This window comes from Sulfitobacter sp. W074, from assembly GCF_025142275.1.
In the GTDB taxonomy this organism is placed as follows: Bacteria; Pseudomonadota; Alphaproteobacteria; order Rhodobacterales; family Rhodobacteraceae; genus Sulfitobacter; species Sulfitobacter profundi.
Genome location: NZ_CP081130.1, coordinates 127,844 through 147,708, shown reverse-complemented (window position 1 = coordinate 147,708; position 19,865 = coordinate 127,844). Strand labels below are relative to the sequence as shown.

General features: G+C 63.0%; 18 protein-coding genes. 7 read left to right on the top strand and 11 right to left on the bottom strand.

Annotated elements, in window-relative coordinates; genetic code table 11:
- Positions 1-93 precede the first annotated feature (93 nt).
- On the top strand, positions 94-261 hold the full coding sequence (locus K3762_RS00690; protein ID WP_165935537.1) for a hypothetical protein: 168 nt from the start codon (positions 94-96) through the stop codon (positions 259-261).
- A gap of 67 nt (positions 262-328) precedes the next feature.
- Here K3762_RS00690 and K3762_RS00685 read toward each other — a convergent pair whose 3' ends face one another.
- Positions 329-880, bottom strand: coding sequence for a cupin domain-containing protein (locus K3762_RS00685; protein WP_067623976.1), 552 nt, complete (start codon positions 878-880; stop codon positions 329-331).
- Positions 881-1,061: 181 nt separating this feature from the next.
- Here K3762_RS00685 and gabT point away from each other — a divergent pair, with 181 nt between their 5' ends.
- From gabT to K3762_RS00665, 4 genes are all read left to right on the top strand, one after another.
- A complete protein-coding gene (gabT, locus tag K3762_RS00680; RefSeq protein ID WP_260010902.1) occupies positions 1,062-2,462 on the top strand; it encodes a 4-aminobutyrate--2-oxoglutarate transaminase in 1,401 nt (466 codons plus the stop codon).
- Between the two features lie 250 nt (positions 2,463-2,712).
- Entirely contained in the window at positions 2,713-3,702 is a 990-nt protein-coding gene (locus tag K3762_RS00675; protein WP_260012842.1) for a P1 family peptidase, read from the top strand.
- On the top strand, positions 3,695-4,504 hold the full coding sequence (locus tag K3762_RS00670; protein ID WP_260010900.1) for an alpha/beta fold hydrolase: 810 nt from the start codon (positions 3,695-3,697) through the stop codon (positions 4,502-4,504). Before K3762_RS00675 ends, K3762_RS00670 begins: the two co-directional genes overlap by 8 nt.
- Entirely contained in the window at positions 4,501-5,868 is a 1,368-nt protein-coding gene (locus K3762_RS00665; protein WP_132444001.1) for a tetratricopeptide repeat protein, read from the top strand. Before K3762_RS00670 ends, K3762_RS00665 begins: the two co-directional genes overlap by 4 nt.
- A gap of 13 nt (positions 5,869-5,881) precedes the next feature.
- Here K3762_RS00665 and K3762_RS00660 read toward each other — a convergent pair whose 3' ends face one another.
- The 5 genes from K3762_RS00660 to hemC all read right to left on the bottom strand — a co-directional run bounded on the left by K3762_RS00660 (position 5,882) and on the right by hemC (position 12,401).
- Positions 5,882-6,571, bottom strand: a complete 690-nt coding sequence (locus K3762_RS00660) for a fumarylacetoacetate hydrolase family protein (protein ID WP_132444000.1) — start codon at positions 6,569-6,571, stop codon at positions 5,882-5,884.
- Between the two features lie 98 nt (positions 6,572-6,669).
- The gene (locus K3762_RS00655; protein ID WP_132443999.1) at positions 6,670-8,379 is read right to left on the bottom strand and encodes a hydantoinase B/oxoprolinase family protein; all 1,710 of its coding nucleotides are present in this window, start codon (positions 8,377-8,379) and stop codon (positions 6,670-6,672) included.
- A 4-nt stretch (positions 8,380-8,383) separates the two neighbouring features.
- Positions 8,384-10,462 (bottom strand): hydantoinase/oxoprolinase family protein, encoded by a 2,079-nt coding sequence (locus K3762_RS00650; protein ID WP_132443998.1) that lies wholly within the window; start codon positions 10,460-10,462, stop codon positions 8,384-8,386.
- A gap of 62 nt (positions 10,463-10,524) precedes the next feature.
- The gene (locus K3762_RS00645) at positions 10,525-11,457 is read right to left on the bottom strand and encodes a LysR family transcriptional regulator (RefSeq protein WP_132443997.1); all 933 of its coding nucleotides are present in this window, start codon (positions 11,455-11,457) and stop codon (positions 10,525-10,527) included.
- Entirely contained in the window at positions 11,454-12,401 is a 948-nt protein-coding gene (gene hemC, locus K3762_RS00640; RefSeq protein ID WP_260010898.1) for a hydroxymethylbilane synthase, read from the bottom strand. The genes K3762_RS00645 and hemC overlap by 4 nt, the downstream gene beginning before the upstream one ends.
- A gap of 84 nt (positions 12,402-12,485) precedes the next feature.
- On the opposite strand from hemC, the gene hemE reads away from it, so the two are divergent.
- Positions 12,486-13,526 carry a uroporphyrinogen decarboxylase gene (gene hemE / locus K3762_RS00635; RefSeq protein WP_132443995.1) on the top strand — a complete coding sequence of 347 codons (1,041 nt, stop codon included), beginning with the start codon at positions 12,486-12,488 and terminating at the stop codon, positions 13,524-13,526.
- Positions 13,527-13,760: 234 nt separating this feature from the next.
- On the opposite strand, the gene hemF is transcribed toward hemE, so the two are convergent.
- Both hemF and idi read right to left on the bottom strand, forming a co-directional pair.
- Positions 13,761-14,642, bottom strand: coding sequence for an oxygen-dependent coproporphyrinogen oxidase (hemF, locus tag K3762_RS00630; RefSeq protein ID WP_132443994.1), 882 nt, complete (start codon positions 14,640-14,642; stop codon positions 13,761-13,763).
- Positions 14,643-14,660: 18 nt separating this feature from the next.
- A complete protein-coding gene (idi, locus tag K3762_RS00625) occupies positions 14,661-15,191 on the bottom strand; it encodes an isopentenyl-diphosphate Delta-isomerase (protein WP_260010897.1) in 531 nt (176 codons plus the stop codon).
- Positions 15,192-15,386: 195 nt separating this feature from the next.
- Between idi and K3762_RS00620 the strand changes: the two genes are divergently transcribed.
- Entirely contained in the window at positions 15,387-15,860 is a 474-nt protein-coding gene (locus K3762_RS00620; RefSeq protein ID WP_120349837.1) for a cytochrome c family protein, read from the top strand.
- Positions 15,861-15,921: 61 nt separating this feature from the next.
- Here the strand turns inward: K3762_RS00620 and K3762_RS00615 are convergent, their stop codons facing one another.
- The 3 genes from K3762_RS00615 to K3762_RS00605 are packed head-to-tail and all read right to left on the bottom strand — an operon-like array spanning position 15,922 to position 19,811.
- Positions 15,922-17,067 carry an iron-containing alcohol dehydrogenase gene (locus K3762_RS00615; protein WP_260010894.1) on the bottom strand — a complete coding sequence of 382 codons (1,146 nt, stop codon included), beginning with the start codon at positions 17,065-17,067 and terminating at the stop codon, positions 15,922-15,924.
- Positions 17,068-17,070: 3 nt separating this feature from the next.
- On the bottom strand, positions 17,071-18,444 hold the full coding sequence (locus K3762_RS00610; RefSeq protein ID WP_260010891.1) for an aldehyde dehydrogenase family protein: 1,374 nt from the start codon (positions 18,442-18,444) through the stop codon (positions 17,071-17,073).
- Between the two features lie 2 nt (positions 18,445-18,446).
- Positions 18,447-19,811: a glutamine synthetase family protein gene (locus tag K3762_RS00605; protein ID WP_260010888.1), complete on the bottom strand. Its 1,365-nt coding sequence runs from the start codon at positions 19,809-19,811 to the stop codon at positions 18,447-18,449.
- Positions 19,812-19,865: the final 54 nt, after the last annotated feature.

Below are 19,865 nucleotides of genomic sequence, written 5' to 3'. Positions count from 1 at the left end.
GTCACAGACTCGTTACAGGCGAAAAATTTGTCGGAACCCTTTGGCTTGCGCGCGGTTGAGCACCTGAAACGCAGTGCAAAAAGGAACACGGAGATGACCACAGAGCTCTTTCTCGGCGGTCTGACCATCCTGACCTTAGCCGCGGTCATCATCTTGGCCCTCACGACGGGCCGACGGGAACTTCATCCAGATGAGGACCGTGCCGGGCGCGACAAACAGCAACCGGAGACCCAAAGGTCGAACTACCGGTCAGACTACTAAGACCTGACACCCCTATCGACCGCCCCGAGCAGAACGCTCGGGGCGGTCGATATTTATAGGGTGCCTTTTAGAAGCTGGGCGGCGTGCAGGCGCTGACAATCTCACAAGGGTCGGTGCCAATATTGCGGAACCGATGTGGCAGGCGGCTGTCGAACAGGTAGCCATCCCCGGCGTTCAACAGGCTGACTGCGCCGTCGACCGTCACCTCTATGCTGCCGCGCACCACCACGCCCGCTTCTTCGCCCTCATGGCTCAGAAACTCCGGCCCGGTATCCGCGCCGGGCTCATAGGTTTCATGCAGCACCTGAAGCGCGTGATGCGCGGCATTGCCCAATTGGCGCAGCGATACGCCGCCCTGATGGCTTGGCGAAATCTCGGTCAGTTCCTGCGCGCGGTAGAAAACCTTGGCGCTGTCGTCCTCCTCAAGGATCGAGAAGAACTCCGCCATGCTGATGGGAATCGCGTCCAGCAGACTTTTCAGCGATGCGACTGATGGGCTCGTCCGGTTCTTTTCGATCAGCGAGATCGTGCCATTGGTCAGCCCGGCCTTGGCCGCAAGCTCACGTTGGGACAACCCATGTTTCTTGCGGATCGCTCTAAGTTTATCGCCGACGTTCAATGACTTGTCCTTTGTGGGCATCGGCGTTGCGACCGGGCATCGTGGCGGAGGGGCAACCGATGATTTTGGGAATTGTTAGATAGGCTCTGCCTTCGCGATTGACAATTATATTAAACGGAATATGGATTTTTTAAACGACACGTCACTGCCCCTCTCTCTTTCGCAATAAGGTATCTGTTCCATGTCCAGCACCGTCAAGAAATCGCACCGCAAATCCTCTGCCAAGGCCAAAGCCGCGCCGCAGATGACAGTGGTCGAAGCAAATCCCGCCACCAAACCCGACGGTCAGACGAATGCCGACCTCGTCGCGCGCCGCGACGCCGCCGTGCCGCGCGGTGTGGCCTCTGCCGCGCCGATCTATGCGAAATACGCCGAGAATGCCGAACTGTGGGATGTCGAAGGCAACCGCTACATCGATTTCGTCGGGGGCATCGGCGTGCTGAACACCGGCCATCGCCACCCCAAAGTGGTCGAAGCCGCCAAGGCGCAAGAAGATCACTATACCCACACCAGCTTTCAGGTCGTGCCCTACGGCCCCTACATCGAACTGGCTGAGAAACTGAACGCGCTGGCCCCGGGTGAGGCACCCAAAAAGACGCTGCTTGTCACCACCGGCGCCGAAGCCGTTGAGAACGCAGTGAAAATCGCCCGCGCTGCCACCGGTCGTCCGGGCATCATCGCCTTCACCGGCGGCTACCATGGCCGCACCCTGCTGACGCTGGGCATGACCGGCAAGGTCACGCCCTACAAAAAAGACGTGGGCCCTTTCCCGGCAGATGTCTTCCGTGCGCCTTTCCCTTCGGTGCGCGACGGGATCACCGTGCAGGACGCGCTGACCGGGTTGAAGAACCTCTTCCTCACCGATGCCCAGCCCGAGCGCGTTGCCGCGATCATCATCGAGCCAGTGCTCGGCGAAGGCGGCTATACCCCTGTGCCTTTCGACATGATGCAAGAACTGCGCGCAATCTGTGACCAGCACGGCATCCTGCTGATCGCCGACGAAGTGCAGGCCGGGTTTGGCCGCACCGGCACATGGTTCGCGATTGAGCATTCCGGCGTCGCGCCGGACCTAATCACCGTGGCGAAATCCATGGCCGGTGGGTACCCGCTGGCCGGTGTGATTGGCCGCGCCGATGTGATGGACGCGATGGCCCCCGGCGGTCTGGGCGGCACCTATGGCGGCAACCCGGTGGCTTGTGCTGCAGCGCTGGCGGCGATTGAGGCGATCGAAGACGAAGGTCTGCTGGCCCGCTCCACCGCGATGGGCGAAACGCTCAAAGCCCGCTTTGCCGAAATCGGCGCGCGGTCGGCGCCCTACCGCTTCTGGGATATCCGCGGCCTTGGTGCCATGGTCGCCGTCGAATTCGTAACCGACTTTGACAGCGCCAAACCCGATGCCGATTTCACCAAGCGCGTCATCGCCCACGCCCTCAAGCGCGGCCTGCTGCTGCTGAGCTGTGGCATGCATGGCAACGCCGTGCGCGTGATGGTTCCGCTGACCGCATCTGACGCCATCGTCGAAGAGGGCCTCGCGATCTTCGAAGAAGCCGTCGCCGCCGCTGTCGCCGAAGAGCAAAAATAAACCAACCGGCCATGCCGGAGGGATCGGGCGCGCGGGGCAACCTGCGCGCCCATTTTTATGGCGCGCATCCGGTTGGGCGAGTCTCTGGCAGCAGAGGCCTTGGCATCCGCTGGGGAAGCGCGCAAACTCCGCCTGAAATCAATGCCGGAGTGACGATGCCACTGTTAGACCCCTCGCCCATTTGCACCATTACGGGGATGTTTCACGTGAATAGCGCGGCAGCCCGCGGATGCGCCCAATGACCGCGCCGATGCGCCCCGGCCCGCGCAACCTGATCACCGATGTGGCAGGGCTGAAGGTCGGCAACGCGCAGGACGCGCGGCTGAAATCCGGCAGCACCGTGCTGATCGGCGACGCGCCCTTCACCGCCTCCGTCCACGTCATGGGCGGCGCCCCCGGCACGCGCGAGACCGATCTGCTGGCCCCCGACAAGACCGTGGCGGCGGTCGATGCGCTGGTGCTTTCGGGCGGCTCTGCCTATGGGTTGGATGCCTGTTCGGGCGTGGTGGATGCCCTGCGCGCGCAGGGGCGCGGGTTTCGCGTCGGCGATGCGCTGATCCCGCTGGTGCCCGGCGCGATCCTGTTTGATTTACTCAACGGCGGAGACAAGGATTGGGCGCAGAACCCCTATGCCGATCTGGGCCGCAAGGCCATGGAAGCGGCCGGCGAAGAGTTTGAAATAGGCTCTGTCGGCGCGGGCACCGGCGCGCTCAGCGCGATGGTCAAAGGCGGGCTCGGCTCGGCCAGTTTGCAACTGCCCGATGGCAGCATGGTCGGTGCGCTGGTGGGGGCCAATCCGGTGGGCGCCGTCACCACCCCCGGCGACCGCCATTTCCACGCCGCCCCCTTTGAGATCGAAGGAGAGTTTGGCGGGCTGGGGCCCGACCCCTCCGCCGGGCTGGGCCTCTCCTTTGAAAGCCGCAAGATGGCGGCCATGTCGGCCCGCGCCAATACCACCATCGCCATCGTTGCCACCGATGCCACGTTGGCCAAAGCCGAATGCCAGCGCGTTGCCGTGGCCGCCCATGACGGCATCGCCCGCGCGGTGGTGCCCGCGCATATGCCCAATGACGGCGATCTGGTCTTCTCCCTCTCGACCGCGGCGCGACCTGCGGGGGATGTGGCGATGATCGGCCATGCCGCCGCGCTTTGCCTGTCGCGGGCCATTGCCCGCGCGATCTATGCCGCCTCCCCCGCCCAAGGGGATCTTCTGCCTTGTTGGAGCACGCTGAATGCCTGATCTACCCCTCTCCGATATCTCCCTTCATTACGAGGTCGACGGCAGCGGCCCGCCACTGCTGATGCTGGCAGGCATGCTCAGCGACAGTGCAAGCTGGGGCGCTTTGGCACCGATGCTTTCGGATCATTTCACGCTGATCCGGCCTGACAACCGCAGCACCGGGCGCACAACGCCGTGGGACGCAGAAACCTCCGTCGGGCAGATGGCCCGTGATGCGCTGGCGTTGATGGATGAACTGGGGCACGCAAAGTTTCACGTTGTCGGCCATTCCATGGGCGGCCTGATGGCGATGGAGCTTTTTGGCCTTGCGCCCGAGCGCATCCAAGCGATGAGCATCCTCGCCTCTGCCCCGGTCCGTGCGCCGCGCACCATGGCGGTGTTCGACGCGCTGCTGGCCGTGCGCCGCGCGCCGCAAGGGGAGCAGCTTTGGCTGCCCGCGCTCTACCCTTGGGTCTTTACCCCCGGCTTCTTTTCCGATCCGACAAATACTGAGACCGCCCTTGCCGCCGCCTTGGCCTATCCCCATGCGCAAAGCGCGGATGCCATGGCCCATCAACTCGAAGCGCTACGCGGCTTTCGCCCCACGGTGCGCCCTGCCGATCTTCGGTGCCCGACCCAAGTGTTGCACGGCGCCGAAGACCTGCTGATCCCCCGCGCCGCCGCCGAGGACGCCTTTGCGCAGATCCCGAACGTGACGCAGACCACCCTGCCAAACGCAGGCCACTCGATCCATTGGGACGCTGCCGAAGCTGTCGCCCAACACCTGCGCCAATTCCACGCCACCGCCGGAGACCCGAGATGACACAAGACCTTTACGGATTGGAAACCTCTGCCAGCCGCCCGGAACCCCTGCAGGCGATCAACGATTTCATCCACGGCTTTCTGTCCTACCAGCCCAAAGCCGCAGGCATCATCGCCGCAGCCGATGCCGACCCGGAGGGGCCGCTGGTCAATGCCTATGCCGCCCTTTTGTGGATGTTCCTTGAGCACCCCATCGCTCCGGAAAAAGCCCGCCCCTATCTGGAACGCGCCACAGCCGCGACCGGGGCCAACGCCCGGGAGCAAGAGATCATCCGCGCTGTAAGCCACTGGATCCACGGCGATGTGCCCGCCCTCGTCGCTGCCTGTGACGCCATCACCGACAAATGGCCGCGCGATCTGGCGATGCTCAAACTGGCGCAATACCACCTGTTCAACTCAGGCGATGCCGCCGGAATGTTGCGCATGGCGCTAAAATCCCTGCCCGAGGCCGAAGACATCGCCTATACCCACGGCATGATCGCCTTTGGCTACGAGCAGTGCCACCTGCTTGACCGGGCCGAGGCCGCCGCCCGCCGCGCGATGGAGTTGCGCCACGATGAGCCCTGGGCGCATCACGCGCTGGCCCATGTGATGCTAACGCAAGGCCGCGTGGCGGAAGGCGCGCGTTTTATGGAAAGCGTGGCCGAGACATGGACTGATCTGAACTCGTTCATGCGCAGCCACAATTGGTGGCATCTGGCGCTGTTTTATCTGTCGCAAGGCCGCCATGACGACGTGCGCGCCGCCTATGACCAGCATATCTGGGGGCTTGAGAAAGACTATTCCCAAGACCAAGTCGGCGCGGTGTCCCTGCTGGCGCGGATGGAGTTCGCGGGCGTCGATGTGGGCGACCGTTGGGGCGATGTGGCCGACCATGTGGCGGCACGGGGGGCGGATACGGTCAGCCCCTTCCTGACGCTGCAATATCTCTATGCCCTTTGCCGCACAGGGCGGCCCGAGGCGGCAGAGATGGTTGCTGCGATCAAGGCCCGCGCGAGTGAGACTGCCGCCCATGACCATGCCGCATGGGCCGAGGTCGCGCTGCCCGCCGCCCGCGGCATCGCCGCCCATGCCAAGGGGGATTGGGCCACAGCGATCCGTGAGCTTGGCATGGCCCTGCCCCGCATGGCCGAATGCGGTGGCAGCCATGCGCAGCGCGATCTTTTCGAGCAGATCCACCTTGATGCGCTGGTGCGCGATGGCCGGGCCTCCGCCGCGCAGCAGGTGTTGGAGATGCGCCGGACCTATGACCCCGATGGCGTACCGCTCAACCTGATGCTGGGCGACGTATATGAAAAGACTGGCCTGCCCGATCTGGCCGCCCAAGCCCGCGCGCGTGCAGAACGCACGCTGGCCGGGGCCTAGACCGGGCCGCGCCTTAGCCGCGCTGGCCGACGGTGACCTCGAATTCGGCGATGCCATCGACACCTCCGGTGATCACGTCGCCGGGCTTCACCGCCGCGACACCGGCGGGCGTGCCGGTCATGATGATGTCACCCGGTGCCAGTGTCACGGCCTGCGACAGGGTCGCGGTATGTTCGCGCACCGACCAGATCATCTGTGACAGATCGGCCTCCTGTTTCATCTCGCCGTTCACGGCCAGCCATAGGCGGCCCTTCTCCACCGAGGCGACATCGGCGATGGGCAGGATCGGCGCGATGGGCGCGGAATTGTCAAAGGCTTTGGACCAGTCCCACGGGCGGCCCATCTTCTTGGCCTGTGCCTGAAGGTCGCGGCGGGTGAAATCGATGCCCACAGATGCGCCCCAGATGTGATCCATTACATCCGCTTCTGCGATGTTTGCGCCGCCCTTGCCGATGGCGATGACAAGCTCTGCCTCGAAGTGGAAATCCTCCGTCAGCGGCGGATAGGGCACGGTGCAGGGCGTATCCAGCGTGGCATCGGCGGGTTTGGTGAAAAAGAACGGCGGGTCGCGCATGTCATTGCCCATCTCAAGCACATGCGCCTCATAGTTACGGCCCACGCAAAAGACGCGGCGCACCGGGAAACGGTCGCTGGTGCCTTGAACGGCAAGGCTGCTTTGCTTTGGGGGTTCAATCACATACATCACTGGGTTCCTCTTGGCATGATGGGGCCAAGGAACACCCGCGCTTTGTAACAGTCAATGACCCCCGTGCGCTTATAAACCCTTGAGCGATAACTCTTTCACAGGTCCGTGCCCTTGCGGATCGCCTCTTGCACCTCGCGGATGTCTTCGGCGCTCAGCCCATAGTCCGCCGCAGCCACCTCGGCGCTTATATAGCCGCGCAAAAGGTCGCGTTTCACCAAGTCCTTGGGGCGCTCGATGGCGGGGCCGTAGCCCGCGCCCCCCGGAAAGGCCATCATCACCTTTGCCCCATGCGGCACGAACTGTTTGCCCTTGCCGCGCATCGGCGTGCCATCGTCGCGGGCGATGGTGGTCGGGGCACCGGGGGCGCCGCCCTGCCGCCCACGGGCGGGGTGATCGACGCGGTCAAACATGGCCTGCATGTCGAACTCATGCCCCGCGCGGGCGCTGACTTCCATGTACTGCCCCAGCCCCCCGCGCTGGCGACCCGCGCCGCCGCTGTCGGGGCGCAGTTCTTTGCGCCAGATCACCACAGGACCGGCATGTTCCGTGGCCTCCACCGGCATGGTCATCACGCCCGAGGGGAAGGCTGTGGCGTTCAGCCCATCATGCTGCGGCCGCGCGCCCGAACCACCGGAGTTGAAGGTCAGCACCTCGGCCCGGCGCGCACCTTTAGGCGCCTGCGCATCGGTGCGGGGGCGCAGGCTGACTTGGAAGTTGCACAGGCAGCCCGCCCCCTCGGCAGGGACAAGATTGGGCAGAATCTGATCCAGCGCCGCGTAGACCGTATCGGGCACGAAGTGACCCACGATGTGCCGCAGGGCCACGGGTGCCGGGTGCACGGCGTTTACGATGGTATCTTCGGGCGCGGTGATCCGAAACGGCTCTAGCGAGGCGGCGTTGTTGGGAATCTCCGGCGCGATGGCGCATTTCAACGCGTAGCAGGCATAGGCCTTGGTATAGACCAGCGGGCAGTTGATGCCCTTCTTGTCGATCCCGCTGGTGCCCGCGAAATCCGACAGGATGTGATCCTCTTTGATGCTCACCGTGACCTTCAGCGTGATCGGCGTGTCGAAGCCGTCGATCGTCATCTCGCCGGTCGCCTGCTGGCGTGGCAGCGCCGCGATCCGCTCCAGCGTGGCGCGGCGGGAATTGTCGAGGATGAAACCCGCGATGCCGGTGAGATCGTCGAGGGCAAACTCCTCCATCATGTCGATCAACCGGCGGTGGCCGATCTCGTTGCAGGTGGTCAGCGCGTAGATGTCGCCGACCAATTGATCCGGCTCGCGCACGTTGCCACGGATGATCCGCACCAGTGTCGCGTCGACCTTGCCCGCATCGGCGAATTTCATGATCGGCAGGTAAAGCCCTTCTTCGTAGACGCTCGCCGCATCCGCACCAAAGCCACGCCCGCCGATGTCGACGATATGCGCGGTGCAGGCAAAGAAGCCGACCAGCTTGCCACGGTGAAAAGACGGCGTGACCATGGTGATGTCATGCAGATGGCCCGTCCCCTCCCAAGGGTCGTTGGTGATATAAACGTCGCCCTCAAGGATGTTCTGCCGCCCGATGCGGCGGATAAAATGCGCCACCGCGTCGGCCATGGCGTTGACGTGGCCGGGCGTGCCGGTGACCGCCTGCGCCAGCATCTGACCGTCGGTATCATAGACCCCGGCCGAGAGATCGCCCGCCTCGCGCACCGAGGTCGAAAAGGCGGTGCGCACCAGCGCCTGCGCCTGTTCCTCAACGACCGAGATCAGCCGGTTCCACATGACCTGATAGGCGACGTTGGAATGTGTCTGTGCCATGGGCTTACCCTTTCACGGTGATGTCGATGCAGCCGTCCGGCTGGCAAATGGCGCGGCGTGACGCGGGCAGGATGATCGTCGTCTCATCCTCGGTGATCGCGGCGGGGCCTTGGGCGGTCTGGCCGGGGGCCATCTGGGCGCGCAGGACCACGTCGGCATCGCAGTATTCGGCGAGCGCCGGGTCGAACATACGCCGTATTAGAGCCACATCTGCCGCCGTACCCGGGGACTGCTCTGCGGTGCGGGCGACCGCCTCGGGCGGGGTGGTGGCATTGACCGACCAGACCGTGATCTCGATATCCAACCCCTCGACGGTACGACCGAAAAGCTTGGCGTAATCCGCCTCAAAAAGCGCCTCGAACCGGACGGCATCGGGGTTTAGGGCGTCTGCCTCATCCAGCACGATGGGGATCTCCCAGCCCTGCCCGCTGTAACGCATGTAGACTTTGTATTCCGACAGAATCTCCGCCCCGGCGTCGCAGTTGCGGACAAAGCCGGTGGCCTCGTCGCGTAGCTCGGCCAGCAGCGTCTTGATGCGATCCGCATCGAAATCCGACAGCTTCATATAGACCGAGCGGTTGGCCTCGAAGCTGAAGGGCGCGCGCAGGAACCCGATCGCCGAGCCGACCCCGGCACCGGGCGGCACCAGCAGGCGTTCCACGCCCAGCTTCTCGCAAAGCCGCCCCGCGTGCAGCGGAGCCGCACCGCCGAAGGCGATCATCGTGTAGTCGCTGAGATCCTCGCCGTTTTCCACCGCATGGACCCGCGCGGCATTGGCCATGTTCTCGTCCACCACCTCGGCCAAACCGAAGGCGGCGGTGGCGGCGTCCATGTCGAGTTCCTGCCCAATGACCTGATGCAACGCCGTCTCGGAACCTGCGGTATCCAGCCGGATTGAGCCGCCCGCGAAGTTGTCGGGGTCAAGCTTGCCCAGCACCAGATCAGCATCGGTCACCGCGGGTTTCGCGCCACCCCGGCCATAACAGGCGGGGCCGGGCTCGGAGCCCGCGCTTTCCGGCCCCACACGGATCTGCCGCATGGCGTCCACATGGGCAAGGCTGCCGCCCCCTGCACCAATCTCGACCATGTCGATCACCGGGATCGAAATCGGCATGCCCGACCCTTTCTTGAAGCGATAAGTCCGCGCCACTTCGAACACTCTGCTGGTCTTGGGTGTCTGGTTCTTGATCAGGCAAATCTTGGCCGTCGTGCCGCCCATGTCAAAGCTCAGCACCTTGTCGAGCCCGTAGCCGGCGGCGATGTTGGCGGCAAAGACCGCGCCCCCCGCCGGGCCGGATTCCACCAGCCGCACGGGGAATTCGGCGGCGCTTTCGATCGAGATGATGCCGCCGCCCGAATGCATCAGGAAGATGTTGCAAGAGACACCTTCCTTCTGAAGCCGCCCTTCAAGCCGCCCGAGGTAGCTCTTCATCAGAGGCTTGATATAGGCATTGGCGACCACGGTGTTGAACCGCTCATACTCGCGCATCTGCGGTGAGACCTCGGAAGAGATCGAGACCATGACCCCCGGCAGGCGCTCTTCCAACACCTCGCGGATCATCCGCTCATGCGTGTCGTTCAGATAGGAATGGATCAGTCCCACGGCGACACTGTCATAGCCGGCGTCCGCGATATGGTCGGCCAGCGCCTCAACCTCGGCCCGGTCCAGCGGGACCAGCACGGCCCCGGTGGCATCGACACGTTCGCTGACCGTGTAGCGCATCTGCCGTGGCAGCAGCGGTTCGGGGAGATTGAGGTTCAGGTCATATTGCTCGAACCGGCTTTCGGTGCGCATCTCGATCACGTCGCGGAAACCTTGGGTCGTGATCAGCGCCGTCTTGGCCCCGCGCCGCTCGATCAGCGCGTTGGTGGCCAGCGTTGTGCCGTGGATGATCTGGGTCAGGTCGGCAGGGGTGACCCCGGCCTTGGTGCAGACCTGATGCATCCCGTCGATGATCGCGTTCTCGGGCGCGGCATAGGTGGTCAGCACCTTGGTCGAGAAGCTCTCTCCGCCCTTTTCCAGCACCACGTCGGTAAAGGTGCCGCCGATGTCTACGCCCAGTCGGATGGTTGATGCCGCCATGTCATTCTCCTGTTTGGGCGCAGGATAGGGGCGGGCGCAGCATCGGTGCAAATTATTATATTCTATGGGTGTGAAAGGTTTTTTCGATCCTCTGCATCGAAAGCCCGGGCGCAGTCACGGGCCAGTTCGGCGGCGCGGGTGACATAGGCGGGCGTGCGATCCGCGTGATAGCGCGCGGCGACCTGCAAGGGGCGCGGATGCCATGCGGCGGGCAGGGTTTGCAACGCCCCATCGGCCAGAGCGCCTGCCACCATGACACGCGGCATTACCGCCACGCCCATGCCGTCGAGCACCATGTTCATCGCCGCCGACAGGCTGCTCGAAGGCACCAAACGGGCCTTGGGCGCGGTGGTGCCATCGAAACGGCGGATCAAATCGGAATGGGCCTGCGTGTGCCGCGCATGGCCCAGCACCGGATGGCGCAGCATCGCGGCAAAGTCGGGGGCGGGGCCGATCTGCGCGGCCAATTCAGGGGCAGCGACCCAGATGTAGTCATAGGTCGCCAAGTCCACCTGCCCGCTTGCGGGGGTCGAGAAGGGCGCGGTTTGCAACGTCAGGTCAAGCGCATGGGCGGCAAGCTCCTGATCCAGATCGCGTGACAGATCGACGGTAAGTTCGACGGTGAGATTGGGATAGACCTCGGCCAATGCGCGCAGGAAGGGGCGCAGCCATGTGCTGGCGACCACTTCGGTCACCCCAAGGCGCAGACTGTCGTCGATCAGGTCAGGCCGCGCGGCGGTCTCGACCAGTGCCTCGGCTTCGCGCAGCACGCGGCGGGCTTGGGCCAGCAGGGCGGTGCCCTTTTCGGTCAGCCGGATCGACCCGGCGTCGCGTTGCATCAGGGTAACGCCCAGCGTCGCCTCCAGCCCGGAGATCCGGGCCGAGATATTGGGCTGTGTCGTGTTCAGATGTGCAGCGGCGCGGCGAAAGCTGCCAAGGTCCGCGACCCAGATCAGCGCTTCAAGCTGTTTCAGCGTGAAGAGATTGCCGATCATTCGCGCCAGTCAAAGAAACCCGGTCCGGCCTCGGCCAGAAGCTTGCGGGCCATCGCCTCGCCCGCCGCGGCGCCGTCGGAAATGGCGCAGGTCACGTCGTCGCCGATGGCGTCTGACCCGTCCGGGCGCAGCACCTGGCCGCGCAGGCGCATCTCGGTGCCGTTGAGTTCGGCCAGCCCAGCGATGGGCGTCTCGCAAGAGCCGTCAAGCGTCGCCAGAAACGCGCGTTCGGCGGCCAGTTGTTCGCCCGTGGCGCGGTCATGGATCGCCGCCAACATGTCGGCGGCGCGGCTGTCGTCGATGCGGCGCTCAACCCCAATCGCCCCTTGGGCGATGGCCGGCAGCATGTCATCGGGATGCACGGCGGCCTGCGGCACATCGTCCATTTTCAGCCGGTTCAGCCCGGCCATGGCAAGGAATGTCGCTTCGGCCACGCCGTCATCCAGCTTTTTCAAACGGGTCTGCAGATTGCCGCGAAACTCGACCACTTCCAGATCAGGCCGACGCAGTTTGACCTGCGCACGACGGCGCAGGCTGGAGGTGCCAACGACCGCGCCCTGCGGCAGGTCGGCGATGGATTTCAAATGCGGCGAGATAAACGCATCGCGGCAATCCTCGCGCGGGAGATAGGTGTCGATCAACAGCCCACCGGGTTGCAGCGTCGGCATATCCTTCATCGAATGCACCGCGATGTCGATGGAGCCGTCGAGCAGCGCGGCCTCAATCTCGCGGGTGAACAGCCCCTTGCCGCCGATCTCTTTCAACGGGCGGTCGATGATCTTGTCGCCGGTGGTCTTGATCACCACGATCGTAAACGCTTCAAACGGCAGGTCAAAGGCGGCGGCGAGCCGGTCGCGCACCTCATTCGCTTGCGCGAGCGCCAGAAGCGATCCGCGTGTGCCGATGTTGAGGGGCCGGGCCGGGGTGGGGAGCTGATACGTCATGACGCATCCCTACCCCCGTCGACATGAACTGACAACTGCTGTACCTGCGCTACCTACGGGTTTGCCACAATTAGGAACGCCATAATGACTGCGAATAAGACCATCCTGCGCGCCCTTGCGGGCGAAACCCTGCCGACCCCACCGATCTGGATGATGCGGCAAGCTGGGCGCTACCTGCCGGAGTACCGCGCGACGCGGACCAAAGCGGGGGATTTCCTGTCGCTGTGCTACAATCCTGAACTTGCCGCCGAGGTGACGTTGCAGCCGATCCGCCGCTATGGGTTTGATGGCTCGATCCTTTTTGCCGACATCCTGCTGGTGCCGCAGGCGCTTGGCGCGGACCTGTGGTTTGTCACCGGCGAAGGGCCGCGTCTGTCGACGATCACCACCAAGGCCGAGATGGAAGCGCTGAAACCGGCGGATGCCATTCACGACCACCTCGCCCCGATTTACGAGACCGTGCGCATCCTGTCGCGCGAACTGCCCGAGGAAACCACGCTGATCGGTTTCGCCGGCGCACCTTGGACCGTGGCGACCTATATGATCGCGGGCAAAGGCACGCCGGATCAGGGGCCAGCCCATGCCTTGAAAGATGAGAACCCCGAGGTGTTCGATGCGCTGATGGAGCGGATTACGCTGGCGACGATAGAATACCTCGATATGCAGATCCAAGCCGGGGCCGAGGTGGTGAAGCTCTTCGACAGCTGGGCCGGATCGCTGCAAGGCACCGATTTCGACCGTTATTCGACCGAGCCGCTGCGCCAGATTATCAGTGCGCTGAAGGCCCGCCATCCGGGCGTACCGATCATCGCCTTCCCGCGCGGTGCCGGGGCGCGGTTTGCCAATCTGCATGCCGCGACTGGGGCGGACTGCATTGCCGTGGATGATGCGGTGAGCGCAGAATGGGTCGCCGAGAACGTGCAGCCGCATGGCTGTGTGCAGGGCAATCTGAAATCCTCGCATATGGTGACGGGCGGGGATGCGTTGGTCGAGGAGACGCGGGCGATTGTCGATGCGTTGTCGAAGGGGCCGCATATCTTTAATCTTGGCCACGGGATTACGCCGGATGCGGACCCGGAGAATGTACAATTGATGATTGATACCGTGCGCGGGACGCGCGGCTGAACACTCGCGCTAAGAGATGAGGGCCATCGCCTGCCCGCGGGTGGGCGATGTCACGTTGGTTCATGCCACTATATGCCTCAGCCTTGGTGCGAACTCACGAGGTTACGCCCAGCCTCACCAAATCGCCTACCCGGTCGTACCGAAGGTGCGCATAAAACACGGCACGCCTCCGGCGTGACGGGCGGGCAGGCGATGGCCCGGCGCCTGCGGCTTGATTCCGGGCTGAACGCTACCTCAAACCCACTTCGCCATAGGCGGCAGGCTCATCAGCACCGCATCGGGGTCATGCCCCGTCTCCAACCCGAACTTCGTCCCCCGGTCATAGACGAGGTTATACTCCGCATAGAGCCCACGGTGGCGCAGTTGCACGTCCTTATCGTCCATGTCCCACTCGATCTCGCGCCGTTTGTCGACCAGTGGCACATAGGCGGGCAGAAATGCCCGGCCCACATCCTGCGTCAGGGCGAAATCCGCCGCCCAATCACCGCTGTTGCGGTCGTCATAGAAAATCCCGCCCACACCCCGCGCGCGTTTGCGGTGCGGGATGTAGAAATACTCATCCGCCCAAGTCTTCAACTCGTCATAGAGCGTGGCACTATGGGGGTCACAGGCCGCCTTCATCTCGGCATGAAAATGCGCGGTGTCCTCGTCATATTCGATGCAAGGGTTCAAATCCGCCCCGCCGCCGAACCACCATGCATGAGGGGTCCAGAACATGCGGGTGTTCATGTGCACGGCAGGCACATGCGGGTTTTGCATATGCGCAACCAGACTGATCCCCGACGCCCAGAAGCGCGGATCATCGGCCATGCCCGGCAGCCCTTTGCGCGCGGCCATCGCCGCCTGCGCCCGTTCGCCCAAAGTGCCGTAGACGGTGGAGATATTCACGCCCACCTTCTCAAACACACGCCCGCCCCGCATCACGGACATCTCACCGCCGCCTGCGTCTGATCCGTCGGGCGCGGTGCGGGTGGTGTTGCTGACCACGAACCGCCCGGCTTCTTCCTCGCCCACGTGACGCGCTTCGATGTCATGAAACGCCTGAACGATGTCATCGCGTAGCTTGCGGAACCAGTCCGCCGCGCGTGTCTTTTGGTCTTGCATGTCTTCGGTCATCTCTGGCCCGCCTTTCTATTATTCCATCGCCCCGCCGCCGAGGATCAGACCTTCGTGTTCGGCCATGTAGATCCGCAACCAAGGCGTATATTCTTCGGGGTTCTGCGCGAGATTGGTGTGCAGATCGCTCAGGCTGATCCAGCGCGTCGCCATTACCTCTTCGGGGTTTTCCGTGATCGACAGTGCCCGGTCTGCATGGGCGAGAAAGACCTCAACAACCTCATGCTCAATCAGCCCACCACCAACATCGGCGCGGTATTCGACTTGGCCGCGATGCTGAAGGTCCAGTCCGGTGATCCCCAGTTCTTCGTCCAACCGCCGCGTGGCGCAGACGTTGGGCGGCTCATCCCATTGCGGATGCGTGCAGCAGGTGTTCGCCCAGAGGCCGGGGGTGTGGTATTTGCCAAGCGCGCGCTGCTGCATCAGCAGCTTGCCCTCGGCAATGACAAAGACCGAAACCGCCATATGCCGCAAACCGCGTTCATGCGCGGCGAGTTTTTCAACCGGTTGCAGGGTGCCGTCGACCCAAGCGGGGACCATGATCTCCATCAGAGGCGGCTCGCCGTTGTGTTCATCTCACCCTCGAAGCAGAAGAAATTCACCGGCAGTTATCGGAGGAATTCCTCTTGGTCTCAACCGCTAACCGGCCCGCAGCCCGCCCGTGCTACCTTTTGGCGCAGCCGATATGCTTTACCCCCTCGCCCCAAACGCTAGTTTCAAATCAGCCAGACAAAGGAACTCACAATGAACATGCGTATCGCGTCGATCTTCGCCATTTGCCTCGGGGCCACACCCCTTTGGGCGGAAAGCCATGCCTCCGGTGATGCCGAAGCCGGGGAAAAGGTCTTTCGTAAATGTAAAAGCTGCCACATGATCCAAGATGATGAGGGCAATGACATCCAAAAAGGCGGCCGCACCGGGCCGAACCTCTATGGAATCTACAACCGCGTGGCGGGGTCGGTCGAAGACTACCGCTATGGCGATTCCATCGTTGAAGCCGGCGAAGCTGGACTGGCGTGGAACGAAGAAGACTTCACCGGATATGTTGCCGATCCCAAGAAGTTTCTGGCCAGCTATCTCGACACGAACCGCGCCAAATCCAAGATGTCTTACCGTCTGAAAGATGAAGAAGACGCCAAGGATGTTTGGGCGTATCTGGTCTCGGTCGGGCCCGAGGTTACTGAAGCGGATATGGAAGAAGCCAAAACGACCGAATAATCCGACGTTTCACTGATTTATATCAACGGGGGGCCGATGATCCGGCCCCCCGTTTTGCGTTTTAAAGGCAGTCGCGCAGCAGCTGCGTGACATTCTCTTTGGTCAGTTCAATCGGGTTGCCGCCACAGCTTGGGTCTTGCAGGGCCGAGGCCACCAGCGCGTCGATATCCGGGTCCGTCACACCAAGGGCGGTCAGCGAGCTTGGGATGTTCAACTCTTCGTTCAGCTTGCCGACGAAATCGTAAAACCCGTCAAAGCCGCCGACGATATCAAGATAGGCTGCCGCTTTGGCCAGACGGTCCTCAATGGCGGGGCGGTTCATGCGCAGGACGGGCTGCATGACAACCGCGTTGGTGGTGCCGTGGTGCGTGTGATGCACCGCGCCGATCGGGTGGCTGATGGCATGGATCGCGCCCAGACCCTTTTGGAACGCCGTGGCGCCCATGGCCGCGGCAGACATCATATGACCGCGCGCCTCAAGATCAGTACCATCGGCATAGGCACGGGGCAGATATTCCTTCACCAGACGCATGCCTTCCAGCGCCATGCCTTGGCTCATCGGGTGGTAATGCGGGGAGCAGAAGGCTTCGAGGCAGTGGGCAAAAGCATCCATCCCGGTGCCTGCGGTGATCATCGGCGGCATGCCGACGGTCAGCTCCGGGTCGCAGATCACGACGGCGGGCAGCATTTTAGGGTGGAAGATGATCTTTTTCTCATGGCTTTGGGAATTGGTGATCACGCTGGCGCGGCCCACTTCCGACCCGGTGCCAGCCGTCGTCGGCACGGCCACGATCGGCGCGATGCCATCGGGGTCGGCGCGGGTCCACCAGTCCCCAATATCCTCAAAATCCCACAGGGGGCGCGTTTGGCCTGCCATGAAGGCGATGACCTTGCCCAGATCAAGCCCCGAGCCGCCGCCAAAGGCGATCACGCCGTCATGGCCGCCGTCGCGGTAGACCTTGATGCCCGCTTCGGCGTTCATCTCGGTCGGGTTCGGGTCAACGTCCGAGAACATCGCGCGGCCAAGGCCAGCCGCCTCCATCAGGTCGAGCGTGGACTGGGTGATCGGCAGATAGGCCAGCCCTTTGTCGGTGACCAACAGCGGGTTTTTGATACCTGCGGCGGCGCAGGCTTCGGCGATCTCTTTAATTCGGCCTGCGCCGAAGCGGATGGCGGTGGGGTAAGACCAATTGGCAGTCAGGGACATGTCTCAGGCTTTCTTGAGGTGGTAGGATTTAGGGCGTGTCAGCGCGTGATAGCCCAGTTCAGACAGGCCCGCGCCGCGCCCGGTCTGCTTGCAGCCGGTCCAGCACAGCGCCGGGTCGAGGTAATCGGCGCGGTTCATGAAGACGGTGCCGGTTTCCAGCCGCTGGCCAATGGCTTCGGCGGCATCAGCGTCAGCGGTAAAGATCGCAGCGGTCAGACCAAATTGGCTGTCGTTCATCAGCGCGATGGCTTCTTCGTCGTCCTTGACTGGCATGATGCCGACCACGGGGCCAAAGCTTTCGTCGCGCATGACGCGCATCTCATGGGTGACATCCGTCAGCACCTGCGGCGTCAGATAGGCACCGCCATCGTCGGCGGGCATCTTTTCGATATGCGCCTTGGCACCTGCCGCAACGGCCTCATCAATCTGCGCGCGGACCTCATTGGCAAAGCGAACATTGGCCATCGGGCCAAGCGTCGTGGCTTCTTCCAATGGGTTACCGAGGTTGAGGTTGTTCACCCATGCCACGGCCTTTTCGACGAAAGCGTCATAGAGGCTTTCGTGCACATAAATCCGCTCGATCCCGCAGCAGCATTGGCCCGCGTTGAACATCGCGCCGTCCATCACGCCATCGACTGCCGCGTCGAGATTGGCATCGGCCCGGACATAGGCGGGGTCTTTGCCGCCCAACTCTGTCGCGACGCCAGTGAATGTGCCCGCCGCCGCGCGCTCCATCGCCTGCCCGCCACCGACGGAGCCGGTGAAGTTCACGAAATCGAACGCATTGTCCGCGATCAGCGCCGATGTGGTGTCATGGCTCAGCACAACGTTCTGAAACACATCCTCGGGCACGCCCGCCGCGCGGTAGGCATCGGCCAGATGTTCACCGACCAAAATGGTCTGCGAGGCATGCTTTAGGATCACCGAATTCCCGGCAATGAGCGCAGGCGCGATGGTGTTGTTCGCGGTCATATAGGGGTAGTTCCAGGGTGCCACGACAAAGACTACGCCATGCGGCTCGCGCATGATCTTGCGCGAGAAGGCCGCGCTGTCTTCGATCACCGTTGGCGAAAGCGCATCGGCTGCGATCTTTGCCATGTGACTGGTGCGCTCCTGCAAGCCACCGAATTCGCCGCCGTAGCGCACCGGGCGGCCCATCTGATGGGCCAGCTCCTCGGTCATCCGGTCGGTCGAATTCTCGATCTCTTTCAACGCGCCCATCACCAAATCAACGCGCTCCTGCAAAGGCCGCGCCGCCCATGCCTTTTGCGCTTTGCGGGCGCGGGCTACAGCCTCAAGCGCCGCGTCATTGCTCAGGGTTTCGCGTTCCGCATAGACCGAACCGTCAATCGGAGAGATACATTTTACCGTCGTCATTCTCAGGCCCTTTCAAAGCCGCGGGCGATTTCCCAATCGGTCACCACCCGGTCATATTCTTCCTGCTCCCATTCCGCCGCGCGGGTGTAATGGGTCACTACATCGTCGCCCAAGACCTCGCGCAGGAACGTCGAGCCGCGCAGGGTCTCGGTTGCTGCCCGCAGGGTCTGGGGGATATCGACAGCATCGGATTCGCCGTAAGCATCGTCGCGTGTGGGCGGGGCCAGTTCCATCTTGTCTTCGATCCCTTTGATCCCGGCGGCCAGCATGACCGTCTGTGCCAGATAGGGGTTCAAGTCCGATCCGCCAATACGGCATTCGACACGCACGCCTTTGGTCCCCGCCCCACATAGGCGGAACCCAGCGGTGCGGTTGTCGACGGACCAGACGGTTTTGGTCGGGGCAAAGGTGCCTTTGGCGAAACGCTTGTAGCTGTTGATATAGGGCGCGAGGAAATAGGTGTATTCCGGCGCATAGGCGATCAGGCCGGCCATGTAGTGGCGCATCAGGTCGGACATGCCCAGTTCATCGTCTCCATCAACGAACATCGGCTTGCCGTCTTTCCACAGCGACTGGTGCACATGGCTGGAGGAGCCCACCCGGTCCTTGTCCCACTTGGGCAAAAAGCTGGCCGCCTGCCCCTGCTGCCATGCGATTTCCTTGACCGCGTGTTTCGCGATTGTGTGGTAGTCGGCACAATCAAGGGCCGGGGAATAGCGGATGTTAAGCTCTTCCTGCCCCGCTTCGGCCTCGCCTTTGGAATTCTCAATCGGCAGACCGGCGGCAAAGAGGTGGTTGCGCACGGGGCGCATCACGTTCTCTTCTTTGGTGGTCTGGAAGATGTTGTAATCCTCGTTGTAGCCGCTGAACGGCACGAGGTTGCGGTAGCCATCTTTGCGCAACGCGTCAAAGCTCTGCTCGAAAAGGAAGAACTCCAATTCGGTGGCCATCATCGCGTCAAAGCCCAGTTCTTTCAGCCGCGCGATCTGCTTTTTCAGCATGGCGCGGGGGGAATGGGGCACCGGCGCATGGGTATCGTGATCCAGCACATCGCAAAGCACCATCACGGTCCCTTCCAGCCACGGCACTGGGCGGATCGTCTCAAGGTCAGGCTGCATGACATAGTCGCCATAGCCTGCTTCCCATGAGGTAGAGGCAAAGCCTTCGGGCGTAGACATCACAAGGTCCGTCGCCAGCAGGTAATTGCAGCAATGGGTCTCTTTGTAGGAGGTCTCAACAAAGTTCACGGCGTGGAAACGCTTGCCCATCAGCCGGCCCTGCATGTCCACAAGGCAGGCAAGGACGGTATCCACCGAGCCGTCTTTGACCATTTTCTTCAGCGCATCGAATGTCAGGGTGCCGGGCATGTTCAGTCCACTTCAAGAGGTAAGGCGGGGGCGCGTATAGCACGCCCCCGGTTG